General features: G+C 48.9%; 24 protein-coding genes. 13 read left to right on the top strand and 11 right to left on the bottom strand.

The window, feature by feature from the left end; genetic code table 11:
- The first annotated feature begins 250 nt into the window (after positions 1-250).
- The 3 genes from dacB to pmrB are packed head-to-tail and all read left to right on the top strand — an operon-like array spanning position 251 to position 3,405.
- Positions 251-1,684 carry a serine-type D-Ala-D-Ala carboxypeptidase gene (gene dacB / locus D8682_RS18100; RefSeq protein ID WP_064543143.1) on the top strand — a complete coding sequence of 478 codons (1,434 nt, stop codon included), beginning with the start codon at positions 251-253 and terminating at the stop codon, positions 1,682-1,684.
- 3 nt (positions 1,685-1,687) lie between these two features.
- Positions 1,688-2,350: a two-component system response regulator PmrA gene (gene pmrA, locus D8682_RS18095; RefSeq protein ID WP_064543141.1), complete on the top strand. Its 663-nt coding sequence runs from the start codon at positions 1,688-1,690 to the stop codon at positions 2,348-2,350.
- Entirely contained in the window at positions 2,347-3,405 is a 1,059-nt protein-coding gene (gene pmrB, locus D8682_RS18090; protein ID WP_121814816.1) for a two-component system sensor histidine kinase PmrB, read from the top strand. Before pmrA ends, pmrB begins: the two co-directional genes overlap by 4 nt.
- A 39-nt stretch (positions 3,406-3,444) precedes the next feature.
- On the opposite strand, the gene cgtA is transcribed toward pmrB, so the two are convergent.
- The 4 genes from cgtA to rplU form a co-directional block, all read right to left on the bottom strand.
- On the bottom strand, positions 3,445-4,617 hold the full coding sequence (gene cgtA, locus D8682_RS18085; protein WP_064543137.1) for an Obg family GTPase CgtA: 1,173 nt from the start codon (positions 4,615-4,617) through the stop codon (positions 3,445-3,447).
- 16 nt (positions 4,618-4,633) lie between these two features.
- On the bottom strand, positions 4,634-5,599 hold the full coding sequence (locus tag D8682_RS18080; RefSeq protein ID WP_064543135.1) for a DMT family transporter: 966 nt from the start codon (positions 5,597-5,599) through the stop codon (positions 4,634-4,636).
- A 98-nt stretch (positions 5,600-5,697) separates the two neighbouring features.
- The gene (gene rpmA / locus D8682_RS18075) at positions 5,698-5,955 is read right to left on the bottom strand and encodes a 50S ribosomal protein L27 (protein WP_024549632.1); all 258 of its coding nucleotides are present in this window, start codon (positions 5,953-5,955) and stop codon (positions 5,698-5,700) included.
- Between the two features lie 18 nt (positions 5,956-5,973).
- Complete coding sequence (rplU, locus tag D8682_RS18070; protein ID WP_064543133.1) at positions 5,974-6,285, bottom strand: 50S ribosomal protein L21; 312 nt, start codon at positions 6,283-6,285, stop codon at positions 5,974-5,976.
- 261 nt (positions 6,286-6,546) lie between these two features.
- Here rplU and ispB point away from each other — a divergent pair, with 261 nt between their 5' ends.
- Both ispB and sfsB read left to right on the top strand, forming a co-directional pair.
- A complete protein-coding gene (ispB, locus tag D8682_RS18065) occupies positions 6,547-7,518 on the top strand; it encodes an octaprenyl diphosphate synthase (RefSeq protein ID WP_064543131.1) in 972 nt (323 codons plus the stop codon).
- Between the two features lie 224 nt (positions 7,519-7,742).
- Complete coding sequence (sfsB, locus tag D8682_RS18060) at positions 7,743-8,006, top strand: DNA-binding transcriptional regulator SfsB (RefSeq protein WP_074388515.1); 264 nt, start codon at positions 7,743-7,745, stop codon at positions 8,004-8,006.
- A 42-nt stretch (positions 8,007-8,048) separates the two neighbouring features.
- On the opposite strand, the gene murA is transcribed toward sfsB, so the two are convergent.
- From murA to mlaF, 7 genes are all read right to left on the bottom strand, one after another.
- Positions 8,049-9,317 carry a UDP-N-acetylglucosamine 1-carboxyvinyltransferase gene (gene murA, locus D8682_RS18055; protein WP_121814815.1) on the bottom strand — a complete coding sequence of 423 codons (1,269 nt, stop codon included), beginning with the start codon at positions 9,315-9,317 and terminating at the stop codon, positions 8,049-8,051.
- A 53-nt stretch (positions 9,318-9,370) separates the two neighbouring features.
- On the bottom strand, positions 9,371-9,625 hold the full coding sequence (gene ibaG / locus D8682_RS18050; RefSeq protein WP_034459734.1) for a BolA family iron metabolism protein IbaG: 255 nt from the start codon (positions 9,623-9,625) through the stop codon (positions 9,371-9,373).
- A gap of 125 nt (positions 9,626-9,750) precedes the next feature.
- The gene (gene mlaB, locus D8682_RS18045; RefSeq protein WP_064543128.1) at positions 9,751-10,053 is read right to left on the bottom strand and encodes a lipid asymmetry maintenance protein MlaB; all 303 of its coding nucleotides are present in this window, start codon (positions 10,051-10,053) and stop codon (positions 9,751-9,753) included.
- Complete coding sequence (gene mlaC / locus D8682_RS18040; RefSeq protein ID WP_064543126.1) at positions 10,053-10,682, bottom strand: phospholipid-binding protein MlaC; 630 nt, start codon at positions 10,680-10,682, stop codon at positions 10,053-10,055. The genes mlaB and mlaC overlap by 1 nt, the downstream gene beginning before the upstream one ends.
- Positions 10,683-10,700: 18 nt before the next feature.
- The gene (gene mlaD, locus D8682_RS18035; protein WP_064543124.1) at positions 10,701-11,252 is read right to left on the bottom strand and encodes an outer membrane lipid asymmetry maintenance protein MlaD; all 552 of its coding nucleotides are present in this window, start codon (positions 11,250-11,252) and stop codon (positions 10,701-10,703) included.
- Between the two features lie 4 nt (positions 11,253-11,256).
- Positions 11,257-12,039: a lipid asymmetry maintenance ABC transporter permease subunit MlaE gene (gene mlaE / locus D8682_RS18030; protein ID WP_121815727.1), complete on the bottom strand. Its 783-nt coding sequence runs from the start codon at positions 12,037-12,039 to the stop codon at positions 11,257-11,259.
- A 7-nt stretch (positions 12,040-12,046) separates the two neighbouring features.
- On the bottom strand, positions 12,047-12,862 hold the full coding sequence (mlaF, locus tag D8682_RS18025; protein ID WP_064543121.1) for a phospholipid ABC transporter ATP-binding protein MlaF: 816 nt from the start codon (positions 12,860-12,862) through the stop codon (positions 12,047-12,049).
- Between the two features lie 230 nt (positions 12,863-13,092).
- Here mlaF and D8682_RS18020 point away from each other — a divergent pair, with 230 nt between their 5' ends.
- The 8 genes from D8682_RS18020 to hpf all read left to right on the top strand — a co-directional run bounded on the left by D8682_RS18020 (position 13,093) and on the right by hpf (position 19,408).
- Entirely contained in the window at positions 13,093-14,070 is a 978-nt protein-coding gene (locus D8682_RS18020) for a calcium/sodium antiporter (RefSeq protein WP_064543119.1), read from the top strand.
- A 15-nt stretch (positions 14,071-14,085) separates the two neighbouring features.
- Positions 14,086-15,072 (top strand): arabinose-5-phosphate isomerase KdsD, encoded by a 987-nt coding sequence (kdsD, locus tag D8682_RS18015; protein ID WP_064543117.1) that lies wholly within the window; start codon positions 14,086-14,088, stop codon positions 15,070-15,072.
- Positions 15,073-15,088: 16 nt separating this feature from the next.
- Positions 15,089-15,655: a 3-deoxy-manno-octulosonate-8-phosphatase KdsC gene (kdsC, locus tag D8682_RS18010; RefSeq protein WP_064543115.1), complete on the top strand. Its 567-nt coding sequence runs from the start codon at positions 15,089-15,091 to the stop codon at positions 15,653-15,655.
- Positions 15,652-16,227 carry an LPS export ABC transporter periplasmic protein LptC gene (gene lptC / locus D8682_RS18005; protein WP_064543113.1) on the top strand — a complete coding sequence of 192 codons (576 nt, stop codon included), beginning with the start codon at positions 15,652-15,654 and terminating at the stop codon, positions 16,225-16,227. Before kdsC ends, lptC begins: the two co-directional genes overlap by 4 nt.
- The gene (lptA, locus tag D8682_RS18000) at positions 16,196-16,759 is read left to right on the top strand and encodes a lipopolysaccharide ABC transporter substrate-binding protein LptA (RefSeq protein ID WP_064543111.1); all 564 of its coding nucleotides are present in this window, start codon (positions 16,196-16,198) and stop codon (positions 16,757-16,759) included. Before lptC ends, lptA begins: the two co-directional genes overlap by 32 nt.
- 6 nt (positions 16,760-16,765) lie before the next feature.
- Positions 16,766-17,491: an LPS export ABC transporter ATP-binding protein gene (gene lptB / locus D8682_RS17995; RefSeq protein WP_064543110.1), complete on the top strand. Its 726-nt coding sequence runs from the start codon at positions 16,766-16,768 to the stop codon at positions 17,489-17,491.
- A gap of 173 nt (positions 17,492-17,664) precedes the next feature.
- Positions 17,665-19,098, top strand: a complete 1,434-nt coding sequence (gene rpoN / locus D8682_RS17990) for an RNA polymerase factor sigma-54 (protein WP_064543108.1) — start codon at positions 17,665-17,667, stop codon at positions 19,096-19,098.
- A gap of 22 nt (positions 19,099-19,120) precedes the next feature.
- Positions 19,121-19,408, top strand: coding sequence for a ribosome hibernation promoting factor (gene hpf, locus D8682_RS17985; protein ID WP_064543106.1), 288 nt, complete (start codon positions 19,121-19,123; stop codon positions 19,406-19,408).
- Positions 19,409-19,512: the final 104 nt, after the last annotated feature.

The raw sequence follows: 19,512 nt of genomic DNA, 5'->3' as shown, positions 1-19,512 counted from the left end.
TATACCTCTTCAAAACTTTCCTGTTCAGAACTGCCCTGCGGCACCTCTGAATCCAGAGCCTGGTTTGCATAAGTAAGGCAAACCCCTGGCACTAAGCAAAATAAAACTGACCCGGCGCGAAGCACCAGGCCAGGAACGGTTTCCAAATTGACCTGTATTTTACCCTGGAGTTCACTGAGGGTCATCGTTTACTTTGCACCGCGATGCACCGTAGTATGACGACACGTTTCCAGGTTGTTACCGCGAGATTATGCGATTTTTTAGATTTGTCATTGGATTGACCAGTGCTGTGGTGTTTAACGTCCAGGCTGCCAACATAGAAGACTATACCTCCCAATTACCTGCGGGTGCGAATCTGGCTTTGATGGTGCAAAAAATAGGTGCGCCAGCTCCTTCTATTGACTACCACAGTCAACAGATGGCTCTGCCCGCAAGTACTCAAAAGGTCATTACGGCGCTAGCAGCACTGCTTCAATTAGGACCAGACTTCAGGTTTACCACCACCCTTGAGAGTCATGCTCAAGTCAGTAATGGTGTCTTACAAGGTGACCTTATTGCGCGATTTGGTGGCGATCCTACGTTAAAACGTCAGGATATTCGCAATATGGTGGCAGTCCTGAAAAAATCGGGTGTGCAGCAAATTCAGGGAAATGTGCTGGTAGATACCTCCGTTTTCGCCAGCCATGACAAAGCACCTGGCTGGCCATGGAATGACATGACACAGTGCTTTAGCGCCCCGCCAGCTGCCGCAATTGTTGACCGGAACTGTTTCTCTATTTCGCTATACAGCGCACCAAAAGCTGATGACTTAGCGTTTATTCGCATCGCTTCTTACTACCCAGTAGTGATGTTCAGCCAGGTTCGTACCCTCGCCAAAGGCTCCGCGGATGCACAATATTGCGAACTGGACGTCGTTCCGGGTGATTTAAATCGCTTTACGCTAACCGGATGTATGACACAACGTGCAGACCCTCTCCCGCTGGCATTCGCGATACAAGATGGCGCAAGTTACGCTGGTGCGATTTTGAAAGCTGAGCTAAAAGAAGCGGGCATCAGTTATAGCGGAACCTTATTACGCCAGACGCAAGCGAATACACCAGGAACGGTCATCGCCAGTAAGCAATCGGCCCCATTGCACGATTTGCTAAAGGTTATGCTCAAGAAATCGGACAACATGATTGCCGATACCGTTTTTCGTACTATCGGCCATAACCGTTTTGGAGTGCCGGGAACCTGGCGTTCCGGAGCTGATGCCGTACGTCAAATCCTCCGGCAGAAAGCAGGTGTTGATTTAGGTAACAGTATCGTCGTTGATGGTTCGGGGCTATCGCGCCACAATCTCATCTCCCCCGCCACTATGATGCAGGTGTTGCAATATATCGCCCAAAATGACAGTGAGCTTAATTTTATCTCAATGCTACCGTTAGCGGGTTACGACGGTTCATTACAGTATCGTGCTGGTCTTCATCAGGCCGGTGTTGATGGCAAAGTTTCTGCGAAAACCGGTTCACTGCAAGGTGTTTATAACCTTGCTGGATTTATTACCACTGCCAGCGGCCAAAGAATGGCCTTTGTGCAATATTTGTCAGGCTACGCTGTAGAGCCTGCCGATCAACGTAACCGCCGTATCCCATTAGTGCGATTTGAAAGTCGTCTCTACAAGGATATCTACCAGAATAATTGAGTTATGAAACTGCTGATTGTTGAAGACGATTTACTGTTGCGGGAAGGCCTGGTGCTGGCATTGAGCAGCGAAGGCTATGCGCTTGATTGTGCTACGACCGCCGCCGAAGCAGATGCGCTGATCGAAAGTGGCGAATACGGCATGATCATTCTCGATCTTGGCCTGCCTGATAAAGACGGAGCCACATTATTAAGACAATGGCGACGTCGCAGTATCAGTACACCCGTGCTGATACTAACGGCTCGTGACGCACTGGAAGATCGCGTCAACGGACTGGATTCTGGTGCAGATGATTATCTGGTCAAGCCATTTGCTCTCGCTGAATTGCAAGCCCGCACGCGGGCGCTGATTCGCCGATATCAGGGTCATAGCGATAACCTTCTTCAGCATGATGATTTGACACTCAACCTGCAAACTCAACAGGTGCTATTGCAAGATCAGCCCGTCGAAATCACACCAAAAGAGTTCGCCCTGCTCACACGCTTGATGATGCGTATCGGTCAGACCGTGCACCGTGAAACTTTGCAGCAGGATATCTACAGCTGGCAGGACGATCCCGGCTCGAATACCCTTGAAGTCCACATCCACAACCTAAGACGTAAGTTAGGCAAAGACAGGATCAAAACTGTCCGTGGCGTGGGTTATCGGCTGGATAGCCGTGTATGAACAGCATGCGCCAGCGCTTGATGGTCCTACTCGCACTTATTCTTTTGTTTTTCCAGCTAATTAGCGTTATTTGGTTGTGGCATGAAAGCCGTGAGCAAATCAGTTTTCTGGTCAGTGAAACGCTATCAGCCAAAGCCCGAAATCAGCATGTAGAAAAGGAAATCCGCGAGGCGATTGCTTCGTTATTGGTTCCTTCTCTGGTGATGATTGGATTCACGCTTTTCTTCTCATTCTGGGCAATCACCTGGATTACCCGTCCGTTGAATCGCCTGCGTACCAGCCTTGCTAATCGATCTGCCGATAACCTGTCACCACTGTCAATGTATTCAGACATGGATGAGATGGTTGCTGTTACCAACTCGCTGAACCAACTCCTGGCGCGACTAAACCATACCATTCAGCAAGAGCGCTTATTTACCGCAGACGCCGCTCATGAATTACGAACTCCTCTGGCAGGCATTCGTCTGCACCTCGAGTTAATGGCAAATGCAGGCATTCAGCAGGCCCCTATGCTGTTGGAGCGTATCGATCAACTGATGCACACCATTGAGCAGTTGCTGATGCTCTCGCGCGCTGGACAAGCGCTGGCGAGTGGTCATTACGATACTCTCAACTGGCATCGTGACATTATCTCGCCGCTCAAAATGGAAATGGAAGAGATGGTGGCCTTGCGTAAGCAAAATATTATCTGGACGGAGGAAAATGAAATTATCGTTCAGGGTGATGCAGTACTGCTGCGTTTGATGCTGCGTAACCTTCTGGAAAATGCCTCTCGTTATAGCCCAGCTGAAAGTACCATCTCGGTCTCTTTAAACGCCCAGGATAAAGGCGCGAAGTTAACTATTTCAGACCAGGGGCCAGGTATCGATGAAAAACATCGTCAGACGATTACCGATCCCTTCCGTCGAATGGATGAACGCTATGGTGGGAGTGGGCTTGGACTGAATATTGTCCAACGTATTGTTCAGCTTCATCATGGAAAACTAGCATTAGATAACGGTATCGATGGTGTTGGCCTGCAAGCAAGCTGCTGGATCCCATCGCAAAACCAATAAAAAAGGCCGGAAATTTCCGGCCTTTCATAAGATAACGTTTTATTTCTGATAGATGATTTCGACACCTTCGTCGTCATCTTCATCCCAGTCGTCATCCCAGTCTTCGTCTTCTTCCGCTTCCACGGCATCGAGTTGCTGTTGATGATAATCATCCCACATGAACTCAACTTTTTCCGGTGCAATCGGCTGGAGCTCAGCGATTTTCGGGTTAGCAATGATGAAGTCCATTACATCCCAGCACAACGCATTCACGCCTTCGCGGTTAACGGCAGAGATCAGGTAGTATTTCTCTTCCCAGCCCATAGCGGTCGCAATTTCTTTTGCACGCGCTTCGGCGTCTTCTTTGCTCATCAAATCGCATTTGTTGAAGACCAACCAGCGTGGCTTCTCAGCAAGTTTCTCACTGTATTTTTCAAGCTCACCAATGATGACGCGGCCATTTTCAACCGGATCTGATTCGTCAATTGGTGCGATATCGATGAGGTGCAATAACACGCGGCAACGCTCAAGGTGTTTCAGGAAGCGGATGCCGAGGCCTGCGCCATCAGCTGCACCTTCGATAAGCCCTGGAATATCGGCAACCACAAAGCTTTTCTCGTTATCCATACGGACAACACCAAGGCTTGGGATAAGCGTAGTAAACGGATAATCCGCCACTTTTGGTTTTGCCGCAGAGACAGAACGAATAAAGGTAGATTTACCAGCATTTGGCAAACCAAGCATACCCACGTCTGCCAACAGCAGCAGCTCAAGTTGAATATCACGCTTCTCGCCAGGTGTACCCATGGTTTTCTGACGCGGAGTACGGTTCACAGATGACTTGAAACGGGTGTTACCCAAACCGTGCCAACCGCCCTTAGCCACCATCAAACGCTGACCATGCTGGGTCATATCACCCATGGTTTCGCCAGTGCCCTGATCGATAACACGCGTTCCTACAGGTACTTTTACGGTAATGTCTTTACCACGTTTACCGGTACAGTCACGGCTCTGGCCATTTTGACCACGTTCAGCGCGGAAAGATTTCTCGAAGCGATAGTCGATCAGGGTGTTGAGGTTTTCATCCGCCTCAAGCCAGACATCACCGCCATCACCGCCATCACCACCGTCCGGGCCGCCTCTGGGAATATATTTTTCACGACGGAAGCTAACGCAGCCGTTACCGCCATCACCTGCTACGACCAGGATCGTTGCTTCATCAACAAACTTCATTTCACTTCTCCGTAAATCATTCGCCCGAACGTTGTACTGGAAGAACAGCTTCGGTTTTGCGCCAACGTCCCCAAAGACGGTGACCAATGGCTGAATACATTGCACCTGCAACCACGACGAACGCGCCGCTATAACCCACAAGGTTAAGTAACGGCATGGCGAAGAAATCGGGCCAGGCTAACGCTAATAAATCAGAAAATAGCAAAGTAAACAGCGGAGTCAGCGTAATAATGGCGCTAACCTGTGCCGCCTGCCACCGTGCCATGGCTTCTGCCAGTGCCCCATACCCAACCAGTGTATTCAGGCCACAGAAAACTAAACATGCCAGTTGCCAGTCACTGAGCTGGAAAATTTTATCCAACTGAGCCAGAGGCAAAAGTGCAAGAGTACATAAAGTGTACAGCAAAAGGAGGATCTGTTGCGAGGCCAGGCGGCGTAATAATACCTTCTGCGCCACGCCATAGATGACCCACACTGTCGCCGCCAGAACACCGAATATCACTCCAAGGGTGTAATCTGTCAGGCGGGTAAAAATCTCTATCAGGCTGGTGTTGAAGAACATCACCAACCCACAAAGTAACATTATGGCCCCAATGACTTGTGTGCCGCGCATCTTCTCTTTGAGCACAACCACACTTGCCACCATCATTCCCACGGGGGAAAGCTGGCCAATAACCTGAGATGCTGTTGGGCTCAGGTACTGCAACGATGAACTAAACAGCAAAAAGTTTCCGAACAAACCACCGGTTGCAATGGCGAGTAACGCCAACCAACGTGGTTTTCGGAACAGGCGTAATGGAGGTAATTTTCCGCGTATTGCAAGAATACTACCCAGCCCCAGGCTTGCCATCAGGAAACGATAAAAGACCACTGTCGGCGGTTCCATTACCGTCAGCACCTGTTTCATCGCAATCGGCAATGCCCCCCAGCAAACTGCTGTAGTGAGCGCCAACAGAATGCCAATGCCTGCCTGCTGTTTCATTGCTTATTCCCTGCGACTACCTGATTTACCGGTCGCAGAATGTAAAAAGCCCCGCAACGTGTTGCGGGGCTTCTATCCGTTACCGGGACGCGAAAAACTTATTCAGCAACGATGCTGATGAACTTACGGTTTTTCGGACCTTTAACTTCGAACTTAACTTTACCGTCAGTCAAAGCGAACAGAGTATGATCTTTGCCGCAACCTACGTTAGTACCAGCGTGGAATTTAGTACCACGTTGACGAACGATAATGCTGCCTGCCAGAACTGCTTCACCGCCGAAACGTTTTACGCCCAGACGTTTAGCTTCGGAATCGCGACCGTTACGAGTAGAGCCGCCAGCCTTTTTATGTGCCATTTAATATGCTCCCCTGTATTAAGCGCTGATGCCGGTGATTTTCACATCAGTGAACCACTGACGATGACCCTGCTGCTTACGGTAGTGTTTACGACGACGAAACTTAACAATCTTAATTTTCTCGCCACGACCATGAGCAACAACTTCAGCTTTGATTACGCCGCCATCGACGAAAGGAACGCCGATTTTGATTTCTTCACCATTAGCGATCATCAGAACTTCAGCAAACTCAACAGATTCGCCAGTTGCGATGTCCAGCTTTTCCAGGCGAATGGTTTGACCTTCGCTTACTCGGTGTTGTTTACCACCACTTTGGAAAACCGCGTACATATAAAACTCCGCTTTCCGCACGCACCCTATGTATGTTTCAGGTGGCGCTATAAATATTCACAATAGGGCGCGAATATTACGCAAAACGAGAGCCTTTGACAAGCCCTCTCATGAAACAGAGTAGAAAAAAAACGCAACATCACACCAGCCGTTTATCTGCCTCGTTTTTTCAGTACAATCTGTACTACATTATTACTCCTCTTCCCTCACGTGATTCCGTACAGGCATGTGGTAAACAGGACTTTAAGCCAGACTTTTGCGATGAATTTAGAAAAAATTAATGAGTTAACCGCGCAAGATATGGCGGGTGTCAATGCGGTCATCCTTGAGCAGTTGAATTCAGATGTCCAATTGATCAATCAGTTAGGGTATTACATCGTCAGTGGCGGTGGTAAGCGTATCCGCCCAATGATTGCTGTACTTGCTGCTCGTGCGCTCGGTTATCAGGGTAAGGCGCATGTCAATATTGCAGCGCTTATCGAATTTATTCACACGGCGACGTTGTTGCATGATGACGTAGTAGATGAATCGGATATGCGCCGTGGCAAAGCCACAGCCAACGCGGCGTTCGGCAATGCGGCCAGTGTACTGGTCGGCGATTTTATCTATACCCGAGCCTTCCAGATGATGACTCAACTTGGTTCACTCAAGGTACTTGAAGTCATGTCCGAAGCAGTGAACGTGATTGCTGAAGGTGAAGTTCTGCAATTAATGAACTGCAATGACCCGGATATCACTGAAGAAAGTTACATGCGGGTGATCTACAGCAAAACAGCACGCCTGTTTGAAGCGGCCGCTCAATGTTCCGGTATTTTAGCTGATGCCACTGTAGAGCAGGAGAAAGCCCTTCAGGATTATGGTCGCTATCTGGGTACTGCATTCCAACTCATTGATGATCTTCTCGACTACAGTGCGGACGGGCAAACTCTGGGTAAGAATGTTGGTGATGATCTTAACGAGGGCAAACCGACTCTCCCGTTACTGCACGCAATGCGTAACGGCAATGCAGAGCAAGCAAAAATGATCCGTGAAGCCATTGAACAAGGTAACGGGCGTCATTTGCTGCAACCAGTATTGGACGCGATGGCGGCCTGTGGTTCACTGGAATGGACTCAATTACGCGCAGAGCAAGAAGCAGACAAAGCCATTGCTGCGCTGAGTATTTTGCCAGAAAGTGAACACAAAGAAGCACTAATTGCACTGGCTCATATGGCCGTTCAACGCGACCGTTAATCTTTTTAGCGCGCCAGCTAAAGGCGCGCTAAGTTTCCAATAATTTTTTTTCCCCGCTTCAGCACGCTTCCTATAACCAATCTGTTTTCATTGGATTTCATTCACTTTGTGTGGGTTAACACAGATTTAATTTTTTAAGCCATTTATTGGAATCTTTTGGCACTTTGCTATGTTATAAACATTCTTGAGTAGACCGGTTAAACGAAACGGTTACAGGGAGGAACATGGAAAGTAATTATTCTGACTGGCACCCGGCAGACATAATCGCAGGGTTACGTAAACGTGGAACAAGCCTGGCGGCTGAATCCAGGAAGGCAGGGCTAAGTTCATCGACGCTGGCTAATGCGTTGACGCGCCCATGGCCTAAAGGTGAGTTAATCATAGCAACGGCACTGGATACATCACCCTGGATGATTTGGCCCTCGCGGTATTACGACCCACAAACTCATCAGTTAATTAACCGAGCGAGTTTAATGCGTAAGCGATAAAAAAACCGGGCATGCCCGGTTTTCTCTTGTTAACAACAAAATTTATTCGCTGCCACTACCTTTCACACGTTCAATCTTCGCACCCAACGCCTGAAGTTTATCCTCAATGCGCTCGTAGCCACGATCGATGTGGTAAATACGGTCAACAACGGTTGTGCCTTCGGCAATACAGCCAGCCAGAACCAGGCTTGCTGAAGCACGCAGGTCGGTCGCCATCACTTGTGCACCAGACAGTTTTTCAACGCCGTGGCAAATCACCGTATTACTTTCAATCTCTGCATGTGCGCCCATACGGATAAGTTCTGGAACGTGCATGAAGCGATTTTCAAAAATGGTTTCGGTGATAACACCCGTACCTTCAGCCACCAGGTTCAACAAGGTGAACTGAGCCTGCATATCGGTCGGGAAACCAGGGTGCGGTGCAGTACGGATGGTCACGCCTTTCGGGCGCTTACCGTGCATATCCAGGCTCACCCAGTCTTCGCCAACTTCAATGTCGGCACCTGCTTCGCGCAGTTTCGCCAACACCGCATCAAGGGTGTCTGGTTGAGCATTACGGCAAACAATTTTGCCACCGGAAATCGCCGCAGCCACCAGGAAAGTCCCGGTTTCAATACGGTCAGGCACTACGCGGTAAACACCACCACCGAGGCGTTCAACGCCCTGGATAGTAATGCGATCGGTACCTGCACCGGTGATTTTCGCACCCAGAGTATTCAGGAAGTTCGCTGTATCAACGATCTCCGGCTCACGAGCGGCGTTTTCAATGATGGTTGTGCCTTCGGCAAGCGTAGCAGCACTCATGATGGTGACGGTGGCGCCTACGCTCACTTTATCCATCACGATGTGTGCGCCTTTCAGACGGCCCTGTACAGAGGCTTTAACGTAGCCTTCTTCCAGTTTGATTTCCGCACCAAGTTGCTCAAGACCGGTAATATGTAAATCAACCGGACGTGCGCCAATTGCACAGCCGCCAGGTAAAGAAACCTGCCCCTGACCAAAACGTGCAACCAACGGTCCAAGCGCCCAGATAGAAGCACGCATGGTCTTAACCAGATCATAAGGTGCGCAGAAGATATTCACTTCACTGGCGTCGATCCATACGGAACCGTTACGTTCAACTTTGGTACCCAACTGGCTTAACAGCTTCATTGTGGTATCAATGTCTTTCAATTTTGGAACGTTCTGAATCTCAACTGGCTCTTCAGCCAACAGAGCTGCGAAGAGGATCGGCAGCGCGGCGTTCTTCGCCCCGGAGATCGTCACTTCACCACTCAGTCGGGTTGGCCCCTGAACTCGAAATTTATCCATTGCAACTGCTCTCTATTAAATTCAAATCGTTACAATCCGCCGCGGCGAATTGCTCAAAAACCATTAAGTTTACGATCGCGATCCCACTCTTGCGGAGTATAGGTCTTGATGGAAACCGCATGAATACGGTTATCAGCAATCAGCTCCATCAATGGCGCATAAACTGTCTGTTGCTTCTTCACGCGACTTAACTCGGCGAATAACTCACCCACCGCAATCACCTGAAAATGGCTACCATCGCCTGAGACGTGGACTTCCTGGAGGGGCAGTGCGTTCATCAGCACTGTCTGAATTTCATGATTTTCCATGGGATATAATTCGTCGGTTAAGGAAACAAGCCACACATCTTAGAGGAAAGTGGCGTTGTCTTAAATAAGCAAAAAGCCCCTGATCTCAATCGATCAGGGGCAATGATAGTAACGCTATGAAAACACTAGCCTGCAAATGCGGGAAGGATGTCTTCTGGAAGGTTATAAAGTTTAGTCAGTGTTTGTAGATTATCACTGGCTCCCTGAAGCTCTACTTCAACGTTTTGTCGTCTGGCGAAAGCCACAAGATGAATCAACAACGCTAAACCTGAGGTATCTACACGCGATAAACCAGAAAGGTTAAGCGCCTTGATACCGGCCATGATTTGCTCCCGTTGCCGCCATAAAGGCCCCACGGTGTCGCTATCCAGCTCACCCGTCAGGTGTAAAGTTGCTGCTTCACGCTGCCAGTTAAGCTCGCCTGCCATTACTTTTTCGCTTCCAGTGTAATTGGCATACGGGAAATACTTTGCAGTTGCGCCGTCAAACCATCGATACCTTTGGTACGCAAGATATCACTCCACTCATTTTGCTTAGTGGTGATCATGCTGACACCTTCAGCAATCATGTCGTATGCCTGCCAGCCACCGGTCTGGGTGTTTTTACGCCACTGGAAATCAAGACGTACTGGTGGACGACCGTTTGGATCGACGATGGTGACACGAATCGCAATGATAGTGGCATCACCCAGCGGCTGCTCAGGGGCGATTTGGTAGGATTGCCCGTTATACATGGCAAGAGCCTGGCCGTAGGCTTGCTTCAAGTACTCTTCGAATGCTTTGAAGTAAGCATCACGCTGCGCAGGGGTCGCATCTTTATAATAACGACCCAGAACCAGAGCCCCCGCGTATTTTACCTGCACGTAAGGCAGCAGTTCCTGACCAACGATCTCACGCAAATAATCAGGGTTTTGGCGAATTTTAGGTTGTTCGTTTTTAAGGCGGTCAAAAGTTTTTTGTGCCGCTTCGCCCATTAACTTGTAGGGATTACTTTGATCCGCAGCATTCGCCAGCGGTGCAATAACCAGCATAGCAATCATAATAAGTCTTTTAAACATAACACTTTTCCTCTTAGATTAATGCGTGGTACCAGGCTGTGGCGCTGCACTATTATTCTGTGAATCCTGCGATGAGGAATCCCCTGAATTCTGATTATCACCATTGCCGCTCTTATACAGGAATTGGCCAATCAGGTCTTCCAGCACCAGGGCTGACTTGGTGTCCTGAATCGTCCCGCCCTCTTTAAGGATAGATGAACCGAGTTCTGGATCATCAAAACCGAGGTTCAACGCGAGATATTGCTCGCCCAGCAAGCCAGAAGTACGGATAGCCAGCGAACTGGTATCCGGAATGTGGTTATAGCGTTCTTCGATATCCAGGGTGACTCGTGGTAAGTAAGTTTTCGGATCCAGAGTAATATCGTCAACACGACCAATCACCACGCCACCGAGGCGCAGCGGGGAACCCGTTTTCAAGCTACCGATGTTGTCAAAAGTCGCATAGACCCGGTACGTTGGCTCACTGCGTAGCGAAGTGACGTTTGCCACTTTCAGACACAAGAAGACGATGGCTGCCAGCGCAATAATTAAAAATGCTCCAACCCCAGTTTCAAATTTCTTAGTTTGCATGAACTTAATTCCCAAACATCAGTGCTGTGAGCACAAAATCCAGACCTAAAACGGCCAGTGAAGCGTGCACAACGGTTCGTGTTGTTGCCCGACTAATCCCTGCGGACGTAGGAATAGCATCGTAGCCATTGAATAAAGCAATCCAGGTCACTGTTATCGCAAACACCACACTCTTGATGACACAGTTAACCAAATCAGTCCGCCAGCTGACGGCGTTTTGCATTGCAGACCAGAAGAAGCCCGCATCGATTCCCTTCCAGTTCACACCCACCAGCGCCCCACCCCAAATGCCGACCGCAGCAAAAATAAGCGTCAGCAAGGGTAGTGAAATCACGCCAGCCCAAAAACGCGGTGAAACGACCCGGCGTAGAGGATCAACCGCCATCATTTCCATACTGGAAAGTTGTTCTGTTGCCCTCATTAAGCCGATTTCTGCGGTTAGTGCTGAACCGGCACGCCCGGCAAAGAGCAATGCAGCGACAACAGGACCAAGCTCTCGCAATAATGACAAAGCGACCAACATACCAAGGCTTGACTCCGCACTATAGGTCGTCAGCACTAAGTAACCTTGCAGGCCAAGCACCATGCCGATAAACAAACCAGAAACAATGATAATAATCAGCGACAACACACCAACGTTATACAGTTGGCGAATAAGCAATGGTGCGTGTTTGCGGAATTCAGGTTTCCCTACCAGCGCATTAAAAAGCATAATCCCAGCCCGGCCAAATGACGCGCAGGTTTTCAATCCCCGCCGTCCGAATGATGCCAGTGCATTAAAGAACATGAGCAACTTAACTCCCTGTTTCTGATAACAAATCATTCCGATAATCCATTGCAGGATAACGGAACGGTACTGGCCCATCGGCAATACCATCGAGGAACTGACGCACTCGCGGGTCGCAATTTTCACGCAAGGCAGCAGGCGTACCTTCAGCCACAATATGTTGATCCGCGGCAATATAGGCGTAATCGGCAATGCTCAGCACTTCTGGGACGTCGTGAGAAACCACAATACACGTGACGCCAAGGGCGCTATTCAATTCTGAAATCAGTTTGACTAATACCCCCATAGTAATAGGGTCCTGACCAACAAATGGTTCATCAAACATGATCAGATCGGGTTCGAGTGCGATGGCTCGAGCGAGAGCTGCTCGTCGGGCCATACCACCGGAGAGTTCGTTAGGCATCAGTTTAGCGGCACCACGTAACCCCACCGCCTCAAGTTTCATCATCACCGTGCTATGCAGCAATTCTTCCGGCAGGCGACGATGTTCACGTAGTGGATACGCCACATTTTCAAAGACATTGAGGTCGGTAAATAGCGCGCCAGACTGGAACAGCATACTCATGCGTTTACGAACATTGTATAAACGCGAACGAGACATGGCGGGGACGTTTTCACCGTCAAATAGGATTTCACCGCTGTCGGGTTGAATTTGACCACCGATCAGCCGCAATAGCGTTGTCTTCCCAATCCCTGAAGGCCCCATTATGGCGGTAATTTTACCGCGGGGTACGTTCAGTGAAATATTGTCAAAGATGCGCCGACTGCCGCGAGTAAAACTTACTCCGCGAATTTCGACCAGATTAGTCTGCGTCTGGCTCATCATCTTTCCTTTTATCAAGTTCACGGACGAAGCATTTACTGGAAACTGAGTTCCAATCCAATATCCTTGCAGAATAATACCCGTCCTGATTAGCGAAAACTGGCATTTGTTTTACTTTTCTGCCACATAAAGTCAGAATTAAGAATCATGCCCGGCCCTACAGAACTGTATGCTCTGCCGGTACTTTCACAGCACAAGACCGGCGATTATACCTGAATTAAGGATTCTGCATGCTGTTAGCTACAGCTCTGTTAATTATTGGTTTGCTTTTGGTCGTCTATGGCGCTGACCGATTAGTGTTTGCCGCATCAATACTTTGTCGCAGTTTTGGGGTTCCACCACTGCTAATCGGTTTGACTGTGGTCAGTATTGGCACTTCACTACCAGAGCTCATCGTCGCCAGTTCTGCAGCCCTGCATGGTCAGTTGGATTTAGCGGTAGGGACCGCGTTAGGCTCAAATATCACCAATATTTTGTTAATTCTTGGCTTAGCGGCTCTTTTGCATCCATTTACCGTGAATTCCGATATTCTACGGCGCGAGTTACCCCTAATGTTAGTTGTCAGCGCAATTATTGGCTGGCTGCTTTTTGACAACCAGCTAAGCGTTGTTGATGGTGTTATTTTGATTACGGTATCAGTGGCGTATCTGCTGTTTACGATTAAAATAACGCGCCTTGCCGGAAATGAAGGTGCCGACAAACTGACCCGTGAACAGTTGGCAGAGCTTCCTCGAGAAGGAAACCGCCCCGTCGCATTTTTATGGCTCGCTGTTGCCCTAATTATTATGCCGATGGCCACACGCATGGTTATCGATAACGCCAGTGTGTTGGCGCACTATTTTGGCGTGAGTGAGTTAGTGATTGGCCTGACGATTATTTCGGTTGGCACTAGCCTGCCTGAACTTGCCACCACCATCGCGGGTGCCCGTAAAGGCGAAGATGATATTGCGATTGGTAATATTATTGGCTCAAACATTTTCAATATTGTTCTGGTAATGGGCATTCCTGCGCTAATCGCACCAGGTGAAATCGACCCACTTGTCTTTGCACGTGACTATTGGGTGATGTTGGTCGTCAGTGTCATTTTCGCCGTACTTTGCTGGCGAAAGCCTCGCTCTATCGGCAAGACAGCAGGCGCTCTGTTAACATGTAGTTTCTTCGTATGGATTGTGGTGCTGTGGTTTGTTGCATCACCGGTCGTTGGGTAAAACGGAACGGAAATTATGTCACAGATAGATTTACAACCGGGTTTTGACTTTCAGCAAGCAGGCAAAGAAGTCCTGAAGATCGAACGTGAAGGCCTGGATCAACTTGAGCAATACATCAACACAGACTTCTCGGCAGCCTGTGAAAAAATGTTTTATTGCCAGGGTAAAGTTGTCGTAATGGGCATGGGTAAGTCTGGTCACATCGGTAAAAAGATGGCGGCAACGTTTGCCAGCACCGGCACACCTTCATTTTTCGTCCACCCTGGTGAAGCAAGCCACGGCGATCTCGGAATGGTGAGCCCCCAGGATATTGTTATCGCGATTTCAAACTCCGGCGAATCAAACGAAATTCAGGCATTGATTCCCGTTCTCAAGCGCTTACAGGTGCCGCTCATTTGCATCACCAGCCGCCCGGATAGCTCTATGGGTAAAGCGGCAGATATCCATTTGTGTGTCAAAGTCCCGCAAGAAGCCTGCCCTCTTGGTCTGGCTCCAACCTCCAGCACCACAGCAACACTGGTTATGGGTGACGCCCTTGCCGTTGCGTTGCTTAAAGCTCGCGGCTTTACTGCAGAAGATTTTGCACTTTCTCACCCAGGCGGCGCATTGGGTCGTAAACTGTTACTACGCGTCAGCGATATCATGCACAGCGGTGATGAGATCCCTCATGTCAGTAAAGATGCGTCCTTGCGCGATGCTCTACTGGAAATTACGCGTAAAAATATGGGTATGACCGTAATCTGTGACTCCCTGATGAAAATCGAAGGGATCTTCACCGATGGCGATTTACGACGCGTCTTTGATATGGGCGTTGACCTCCACTCTCTGAATATCGCAGATGTCATGACTGTCGGTGGAATTAGGGTCCGTCCATCACTACTGGCTGTGGATGCGCTCAATTTGATGCAATCTCGCCACATTACCTCGGTATTGGTTGCAGATGGCGACCAACTTCTCGGTGTGGTACATATGCATGACATGCTACGCGCTGGCGTGGTTTAACAAAGGATTAGCCTTAATGAGTAACCATGAAGCGTCACTTGCCACCTGTTATGGCCCGGTGAGCACGCGCGTGATGGAGCGGGCAGAAAACGTGCGCCTGCTTATTTTAGATGTTGACGGTGTCATGTCTGATGGCCTGATTTACATGGGTAATAGCGGCGAAGAGCTGAAAGCATTCAACGTGCGTGACGGTTACGGAATTCGCTGCGTACTGACTTCCGACATCGAAGTCGCGATTATTACCGGCCGCAAAGCAAAGCTACTTGAAGACCGATGCGCAACACTCGGGATTACCCATCTCTATCAAGGGCAATCTGACAAGCTTTTGGCTTTTCACGATCTATTAGATAAGCTCGCCATCCCCGCGGAACATGTTGCTTACGTTGGTGATGATTTAATCGACTGGCCAGTGATGGCAAAAGTGGGTTTGAGTGTAGCGGTTTCCGACGCTCATCCTTTACTGATTCCTCGTGCCGACTACGTTACACGTATTGCTGGCGGACGTGGGGCGGTTCGCGAAGTCTGTGATCTTCTGTTACTGGCACAAGGAAAGCTTGATGAGGCCAAAGGGCTATCTATATGAGTAAGACCAGACGTTGGGTTATCATCCTGCTTTCATTGCTGGCATTAGTGTTGATTGGCTTAAATCTGGTCGATAAAGACCCCGTTGCTACACCGACGGTAAACAGCAACGAGCCAACCTATCAAAGTGAACATTCCACGACGCTCGCCTACAGTCCTGAAGGGGCTCTGAATTATCGGCTGGTTTCGGAACACGTTGAATATTTTTCTGAGACTGCTATTTCGTGGTTTACCAACCCGGTGATGACGCAGTATGACGAAAACAAAGTGGCAACCTGGTCTTTACGAGCGGATCGCGCCAAACTTACTAACGATCGGATGCTGTATTTGTATGGGAATGTGGTGCTGACGGCTCTGACGCCGGATTCTCAGCTACGCAAAATTACCACGGACAATGCGCAGGTTAATTTAGTCACTCAGGATGTTGCCTCTGATGACCAGGTAACCTTGTATGGAACCAGCTTTAACTCCACCGGCCTCAAAATGCGTGGAAATTTACGCAGCAAAAATGCCGAGCTGATTGAAAAGGTTAGAACATCCTATGAAATCCAAAATAAACAAACTCAGCCGTAATTTAGTACTAACCAGTACGCTTTTAGCCGCTAGTTTTTCGGCATTTGCGTTGACCGGTGATACCGATCAGCCGATTCACATTGAATCTGACCAACAGTCGCTGGATATGCAGGGCAACGTCGTCACCTTCACTGGCAATGTGATCGTGACACAAGGCAGTATCAAAATTAACGCCGACAAAGTGGTTGTGACTCGTCCTGGCGGCGAAGAAGGCAAAGAAGTCATTGATGGTTATGGTAATCCAGCCACGTTCTATCAGATGCAAGATAGCGGTAAACCCGTTAGCGGCCACTCAGCGACCATGCACTATGAGTTGCAAAACGACTTTGTAGTTCTGACCGGTAATGCTTATCTCGAGCAGGTCGACAGCAATATCAAAGGCGACAAAATTACTTATCTGGTGAAAGAACAGAAGATGCAGGCCTTTAGCGAAAAAGGTAAACGTGTCACCACCGTTCTGGTCCCTTCTCAACTGCAGAAAAAAGACGGCCAGGCTCCGGCACCAGCCCCTGCGCAGAAAAAGAGTAACTAATTCGTTATGGCTACTTTAATTGCAAAAAATCTCGCCAAAGCCTACAAAGGCCGCCGCGTCGTTGAAGATGTCAGCCTGGCTGTTAAGTCGGGTGAAATTGTCGGGTTACTTGGCCCAAACGGTGCCGGGAAAACCACTACCTTTTACATGGTGGTTGGCATTGTGCCGCGTGACGCCGGCAACATTATTATTGATGATGAAGACATCAGCCTTCTGCCACTTCATGCTCGTGCTCGTCGAGGTATCGGCTACTTACCGCAAGAAGCGTCTATTTTCCGCCGTTTAAGTGTGTTCGATAACTTAATGGCTGTGCTGCAAATCCGTGACGATCTTTCTGTTGAGCAGCGTGATGACCGCGCTAATGAGCTGATGGAAGAATTCCACATCGAACATTTGCGTAATAACCTCGGGCAGTCATTGTCTGGTGGCGAGCGTCGTCGTGTCGAAATTGCCCGAGCATTAGCCGCAAATCCAAAATTTATTCTTCTGGATGAACCTTTTGCTGGTGTTGACCCAATATCCGTCATCGACATCAAGCGAATCATTGAGCATCTGCGCGACAGTGGGCTCGGGGTGTTGATTACTGACCATAACGTACGCGAAACGCTGGCTGTTTGTGAACGTGCCTACATCGTAAGCCAGGGCCATTTAATCGCCCATGGCACTCCAGCCGAAATCCTGGAAGACGAGCATGTTAAGCGCGTGTATCTGGGCGAAGAGTTCAGACTCTGATAGGGTAGTAAAAATTATAATATTTATACTCAAAATAATTCGAGTTGCAGGTAGGCGACAAGGGAGTTCATCCCAGGAGCTTACTTGAGTAAGTGACTGGGGTGAAGGAGTGCAGTCAACACCCCTGCAGCTCGAAGTATGACGAGTATAACCTGAGGAAGCTCGCTCTGAATATGAAGCAAGGTTTGCAATTACGGCTTAGCCAACAACTTGCTATGACTCCCCAGTTACAGCAGGCAATTCGTCTGTTGCAACTTTCGACGTTAGAGCTACAGCAAGAACTTCAGCAAGCACTGGAAAGTAACCCACTGCTTGAGCAAACCGATCTGCATGAAGAAGTTGAAACTCAGGAAGTACGTGAAAACGAAGCATTAGATACCCGTGAGGCGCTTGAGCAAAAAGAAATGCCTGACGAGTTACCGCTGGATACCAGTTGGGACGAAATCTACACCGCAGGCACTCCATCAGGAACCGGAAGCGATTATATCGACGACGAATTGCCGGTTTATCAGGGGGAAACGACCCAGTCTCTTCAGGATTATCTGATGTGGCAGGTTGATCTCACCCCGTTTTCAGATACTGACACAGCAATTGCGACCTCTATTGTCGATGCCGTTGACGAAATGGGTTATCTCACAGTTTCTCTGGAAGAAATTCTGGAAAGCATGGGTGATGACGAAATCACCCTCGACGAAGTGGAAGCCGTACTCAAACGCGTTCAACGCTTCGATCCTGTGGGTGTTGCCGCACGTGATCTACGCGATTGCCTGCTCATACAGCTTTCACAGTTCGCTCGCGAAACGCCATGGTTAACCGAAGCCAGCTTGATTGTCAGCGATCACCTGGATCTGCTCGCTAACCATGACTTCCGCAGCCTGATGCGCGTCACCCGTCTGAAAGAAGAGGTGCTGAAAGAGGCAATGTGCCTGATTCAGTCTCTTGACCCACGCCCAGGGCAATCCATTCAGACCGGTGAACCGGAATATGTCATACCGGATGTTCTGGTGAAAAAAACGCAAGGTCACTGGACTGTAGAACTCAATGCCGACAGCCTCCCTCGTCTGAAAATAAACCAGCAGTATGCTGCAATGGGCACCAGTGCCCGCAATGACAGCGACTCGCAATTTATTCGCAGTAATCTGCAAGAAGCAAAGTGGCTGATTAAGAGCCTGGAAAGCCGGAACGACACGCTGCTGCGCGTCAGTCGCTGTATCGTTGAACAGCAACAAGGCTTTTTTGAACACGGCGAAGAGCACATGAAACCGATGGTGCTTGCTGATATCGCTCAGGTCGTAGAAATGCATGAATCGACCATTTCCCGAGTGACCACGCAAAAATATTTACATAGCCCACGCGGCATTTTTGAATTGAAGTATTTCTTCTCAAGCCACGTTAATACCGAAGGTGGAGGTGAAGCCTCCTCGACGGCAATTCGTGCATTAGTGAAGAAATTAATTGCTGCGGAAAACCCTGCGAAACCACTGAGTGATAGCAAGTTAACGACTATGCTATCGGATCAGGGGATCATGGTGGCACGCCGCACTGTTGCGAAGTACCGAGAGTCTTTATCCATACCACCGTCAAATCAGCGTAAACAGTTGGTTTGACTTAACCGATAAGGAAGACACTATGCAGCTCAACATTACAGGACATAACGTCGAAATCACTGACGCACTGCGCGAATTTGTGAGTACGAAGTTTGCCAAACTGGAGCAGTACTTCGATAGAATTAACCAAGTCTATATTGTGTTAAAAGTGGAAAAAGTCACGCATATTGCCGATTCAACGCTTCATGTAAATGGTGGTGAAATTCATGCCAGCGCGGAAGGGCAGGATATGTATGCGGCGATTGACGGTCTGATTGATAAACTGGCTCGCCAGTTAACCAAACATAAAGATAAACTAAAACAACACTGATAATCCGGGCAACTGTATAAGCAGTTACCCAAAATAATTCGAGTTGCAGAAAGGCGGCTACACAGTGAATCCCCATGAGCTTACTCTGGTAAGTGACTGGGGTG

This window comes from Buttiauxella sp. 3AFRM03 (assembly GCF_003675305.1).
GTDB classification, from domain to species: Bacteria; Pseudomonadota; Gammaproteobacteria; order Enterobacterales; family Enterobacteriaceae; genus Buttiauxella; species Buttiauxella ferragutiae.
This window is presented reverse-complemented; position numbering and strand designations above follow the sequence as displayed.

Coding starts and splice junctions, on each gene's coding strand:
- ibaG (WP_034459734.1), bottom strand. CDS start 9,625: ATGGAAAATCATGAAATTCAGACAGTGCTGATGAACGCACTGCCCCTC.
- mlaB (WP_064543128.1), bottom strand. CDS start 10,053: ATGGCAGGCGAGCTTAACTGGCAGCGTGAAGCAGCAACTTTACACCTG.
- rpoN (WP_064543108.1), top strand. CDS start 17,665: ATGAAGCAAGGTTTGCAATTACGGCTTAGCCAACAACTTGCTATGACT.
- pmrA (WP_064543141.1), top strand. CDS start 1,688: ATGAAACTGCTGATTGTTGAAGACGATTTACTGTTGCGGGAAGGCCTG.
- dacB (WP_064543143.1), top strand. CDS start 251: ATGCGATTTTTTAGATTTGTCATTGGATTGACCAGTGCTGTGGTGTTT.
- D8682_RS18020 (WP_064543119.1), top strand. CDS start 13,093: ATGCTGTTAGCTACAGCTCTGTTAATTATTGGTTTGCTTTTGGTCGTC.
- mlaD (WP_064543124.1), bottom strand. CDS start 11,252: ATGCAAACTAAGAAATTTGAAACTGGGGTTGGAGCATTTTTAATTATT.
- ispB (WP_064543131.1), top strand. CDS start 6,547: ATGAATTTAGAAAAAATTAATGAGTTAACCGCGCAAGATATGGCGGGT.
- cgtA (WP_064543137.1), bottom strand. CDS start 4,617: ATGAAGTTTGTTGATGAAGCAACGATCCTGGTCGTAGCAGGTGATGGC.
- kdsC (WP_064543115.1), top strand. CDS start 15,089: ATGAGTAACCATGAAGCGTCACTTGCCACCTGTTATGGCCCGGTGAGC.
- mlaF (WP_064543121.1), bottom strand. CDS start 12,862: ATGAGCCAGACGCAGACTAATCTGGTCGAAATTCGCGGAGTAAGTTTT.
- mlaC (WP_064543126.1), bottom strand. CDS start 10,682: ATGTTTAAAAGACTTATTATGATTGCTATGCTGGTTATTGCACCGCTG.
- pmrB (WP_121814816.1), top strand. CDS start 2,347: ATGAACAGCATGCGCCAGCGCTTGATGGTCCTACTCGCACTTATTCTT.
- lptC (WP_064543113.1), top strand. CDS start 15,652: ATGAGTAAGACCAGACGTTGGGTTATCATCCTGCTTTCATTGCTGGCA.
- mlaE (WP_121815727.1), bottom strand. CDS start 12,039: ATGTTCTTTAATGCACTGGCATCATTCGGACGGCGGGGATTGAAAACC.
- lptA (WP_064543111.1), top strand. CDS start 16,196: ATGAAATCCAAAATAAACAAACTCAGCCGTAATTTAGTACTAACCAGT.
- lptB (WP_064543110.1), top strand. CDS start 16,766: ATGGCTACTTTAATTGCAAAAAATCTCGCCAAAGCCTACAAAGGCCGC.
- D8682_RS18080 (WP_064543135.1), bottom strand. CDS start 5,599: ATGAAACAGCAGGCAGGCATTGGCATTCTGTTGGCGCTCACTACAGCA.
- sfsB (WP_074388515.1), top strand. CDS start 7,743: ATGGAAAGTAATTATTCTGACTGGCACCCGGCAGACATAATCGCAGGG.
- murA (WP_121814815.1), bottom strand. CDS start 9,317: ATGGATAAATTTCGAGTTCAGGGGCCAACCCGACTGAGTGGTGAAGTG.
- kdsD (WP_064543117.1), top strand. CDS start 14,086: ATGTCACAGATAGATTTACAACCGGGTTTTGACTTTCAGCAAGCAGGC.
- hpf (WP_064543106.1), top strand. CDS start 19,121: ATGCAGCTCAACATTACAGGACATAACGTCGAAATCACTGACGCACTG.
- rplU (WP_064543133.1), bottom strand. CDS start 6,285: ATGTACGCGGTTTTCCAAAGTGGTGGTAAACAACACCGAGTAAGCGAA.
- rpmA (WP_024549632.1), bottom strand. CDS start 5,955: ATGGCACATAAAAAGGCTGGCGGCTCTACTCGTAACGGTCGCGATTCC.